Origin of the sequence: Spirillospora sp. NPDC049652 (assembly GCF_040675125.1) — a bacterium.
In the GTDB taxonomy this organism is placed as follows: domain Bacteria; phylum Actinomycetota; class Actinomycetes; order Streptosporangiales; family Streptosporangiaceae; genus Spirillospora.
On sequence record NZ_JBFAOF010000776.1, the window covers coordinates 1 to 3,541 of the forward strand.

A 3,541-nucleotide genomic window follows, 5' to 3' on the forward strand; every position below is an offset into this window, starting at 1 on the left:
GCCCGGCCGGCCCGGCCGCGAAGTCCGGCGCGGGCAGCGCCGCCCGGTCGACCTTCCCGTTGACGCTCATCGGCAGCGCGTCGAGCGGGACGAACGCGGCGGGGACCATGTGGTCCGGCAGGCGCGACGCCGCGTGGGCGCGCAGGGCCGCCACGTCGAGGCCGGTGCCGACGACGTAGGCGACCAGGCGTTTGACGCCGGGACGGTCCTCGCGCGCGACCACCGTCACCTGGTCGACCCCGTCGTGAGCGGACAGCACCGCCTCGATCTCTCCCGGTTCGACCCGGAAGCCGCGGATCTTGACCTGCTCGTCGGCGCGGCCCGCGAACAGGAGCTCGCCGTCCGGCGTCCACCGGGCCAGGTCGCCGGTCCGGTACATGCGTTCCCCGGGGGCGCCGAACGGGCAGGCGAGGAACCGCGCGGCGGTGAGACCGGGCCGGTTCACGTAGCCGCGGGTGATGCCCGCGCCCGCGACGTACAGCTCGCCGAGCGCTCCGGGCGGCACCGGACGCAGGCACTCGTCCAGCACGTAGACCCGCACGTTCCGGATCGGGCCGCCCAGCGGAACCGCGCCGGGGAGGTCCGGCGGGCATTGCCAGCAGGTGACGTCGACCGTCGCCTCGGTCGGGCCGTACTCGTTGTAGAGGGTGCGGCCGGGCGCCCAGCGGCGCAGGGTAGCGAGGCCGAGCTCCTCGCCCGCCGTGACGAGCGTCCGCACGCCGCGGGCGGCGGACGGCTCGACCGACTCCAGCACCGACGGCGTGAACGTCGCGACCGTGGCGCCGAACGCGGCCAGTTCCGCCGACGGGTCGGTGTCGCGCCGCGCGACGCACAGCGTGGCGCCCGCCGCGAGCGTCGGGAAGATCTCGCAGACGGAGGTGTCGAACGCCACCGACGCGAACTGCAGCACCCGGTCGCCCGGGGTGAGCCCGTACGCGGCGGCCCGCCAGCTCACGTAGTTGACCGCGCCCCGGTGCGGGACCACCACGCCCTTCGGGCGGCCGGTGGACCCGGACGTGTAGATCACATAGGCCGGATGGCCGGGACGCAGCGGCCGGACCCGGTCCGCGTCGGTCGGCGCGTCGGTCCGCGGGCCGGTGGACGGCTCGGTCCGCCGGTCGGCGGGGGTGGGCAGGTCGTCCCAGCGGACGCGGGGCACGCCCGTGTCCGCCACCAGGCCGGCGGTCGCGGCGGTGCACACCACGGCGGACGGGCGCGCGTCCGCGAGGGTGTACGCGATCCGGTCGGCCGGGTAGTCGGGGTCCACGGGGACGTAGGCCGCGCCCGCCTTGAGCACGCCCAGCAGCGCAGCGTACAGCGCCGCCGACCGTTCCATCACGACCGCGACCAGGTCCTCCGGGCCGACGCCTCGCGCGATCAGCTTCCGGGCCAGGACGTTCGCGCGGCCGTCCAGCTCCGCGTAGGTCCAGCTCTCGGCGGCGGTGGCGAGCGCGATGGCGCCGGGGACCCGCGCCACGCTCGCCTCGAACAGGTCGGCCAGCGTGCCGTCCGGGACCGGGCCGGCGGTGTCGTTCCAGCCGGTGAGGACCTGTCGCCGCTCGGCCGGGTCCAGCACGTCGATCCGGCCGAGCGGGAGTTCGGGCGCGTCCACGAGCTGCTCCAGCACGCGAACGTACCGCCGGGCCAGGTCCCGCACCTCGGGTTCGGTGAAGAGGTCGGGCCGGTATTCGAGCCGGACCTCCAGGCCGTCGCCGCCGGGCGTCACGACCAGCGTGACCGGGTAGTGCGCGGCGTCCTCCCCGCCCGTGATCGCCACGTCCGGCCCGGCGAACCGCGGCGGCGCGGCTGGATGGTTCTGGTAGACGACGAGGGTGTCGAAGGTCGCGCCGGTCCCGGCCGCGCGCTGGATGTCGGCGAGGCCGAGGTGCTGGTGCGGGAGCAGCGCGGTCTGCCGGTCCCGCGTCGCGGCGAGCACCGCCGTGGCGGGACGTCCCGGATCGAGGGCGACGCGGACCGGGACGGTGTTGATGAACAGCCCGAGCGCGCGTTCCATCCCCGGCAGGTCGGCGGGCCGTCCCGCGACGGTCGTGCCGAACACCACGTCGCGGCGGCCCGTCCGCGCGCCGAGCAGGACGCCCCACGCGGTCTGCACGATCGTCCCGGCGGTCACGCCGCACGCGCGGGCCGCGCCGTGCAGCCGCCCGGCGAACTCCGCCGACGTCCGCAGCACGACGTGGCGGGGCACCGCGCCGACGTGCCCGGCGTCGGCGGGGCCGAGCAGCGTCGGCTCGGCCACCCCGGCGAGTTCGTCCCGCCAGGCGGCGCGGGCCGCGCCGGTGTCCTGCCGGGCGAGCCAGGTGAGATGGTCGCGGTAGGACGTCGCGGGCGGCAGCACCGACGGGTCGCCGCCCGCCCCGTACAGCCGGGACAGCTCCTCGAACAGCACGGGGAGCGACCAGCCGTCCAGCACGATGTGGTGCATCGTGACGACCAGCCGGTGCCGGTCCGGGCCGAGTTTCGCCAGCAGCAGCCGGAGCAGCGGCGGCGCGGCCAGGTCCAGGCCGCGGATGCGCTCTTCCTCCAGCAGGCCGTCCGGGTCGGCGGCCGGGTCCGCGGTCAGGTCCACCTCGCGCCAGGGCACCTCCACGTGCCGCGCGACGGCCTGGACGGGCCGGTCGAGCCCGGCCGGCTGCCGGAAGGCCGCGCGCAGGTTCGGGTGCCGCTCCAGCAGGCGCTGCCAGCAGGTCCGCAGAAGGCCGGTGTCCAGGGGGCCGGTGAAGTCCAGCGCCCGCTGCCAGAGGTAGACATCCTGGCCGCGGTCGTTCTCGCCCTGGTCGTCCTGGCCGCGGTCGTCGTAGCGGGCGTGGAACAGCAGACCGTCCTGGAGCGGCGACAGCGGCCACACGTCGGCGAGGCCGGGTTCGAGCTCGTCCACCTGTTCCGGGGTGAGCGTCACCAGCGGGAAGTCGGACGGCGTGTGCCCGCCCGCGCCGGGGGTGGCGGCGTGCGCGGCCAGCCCGCCGAGCATCGCGGCCCAGGCGGCGAGCAACCCGTCCAGTTCAGCCGGGGTGAACAGCCCGGCGGGGGCCGACAGCGAGAGCGTCAGCTCCGGCCCGGAGGGACGGTCCAGGACGAGGCCGCCCGCATCCAGCGCGTACGCCAGGGCCATGCCCGGATCGGCGAGGCCGCCCATCGCGTCCGGTCCTGCGGGCTGCCACAACGCGGTGTCGCTGCCTTCGGCGTCCGCCGCGTCCTGTGCGGCGAACCGGCCGAGGTAGTTGAAGGAGACCTGCGCGGACGGGAGATCGGCGAGCGGCGAGCGGGCGTCCGTGCCCGGGTGCCGCAGCAGCCCGTAGCCGAGCCCGTCGCCGGGCACCGCGCGGCGCTGTTCCTTGACCTGTTTCAGCAACCGTCCGGCGGCGGCTCCGCCGCTCCGGACCCCGGCCGGGGCGGCGGAGCCGGGATCGAGCCGGACGGGGTGGACGGCGGTGAACCAGCCGAGGGTGCGGCTGAGGTCGAGCCCGTCGGCGGTGCGGCCGTGGCCCTCGACGTCCACCAGGACGCCGCCGGTCAGGCCGTC

General features: G+C 76.4%; 1 protein-coding gene. It reads right to left on the bottom strand.

Going from position 1 to position 3,541, the window contains the following annotated elements; all coding sequences use genetic code 11:
• The coding region (locus tag AB0J52_RS32355) for an amino acid adenylation domain-containing protein (protein ID WP_500186623.1) at window positions 1-3,541 on the bottom strand (3,541 nt) is incomplete at both ends.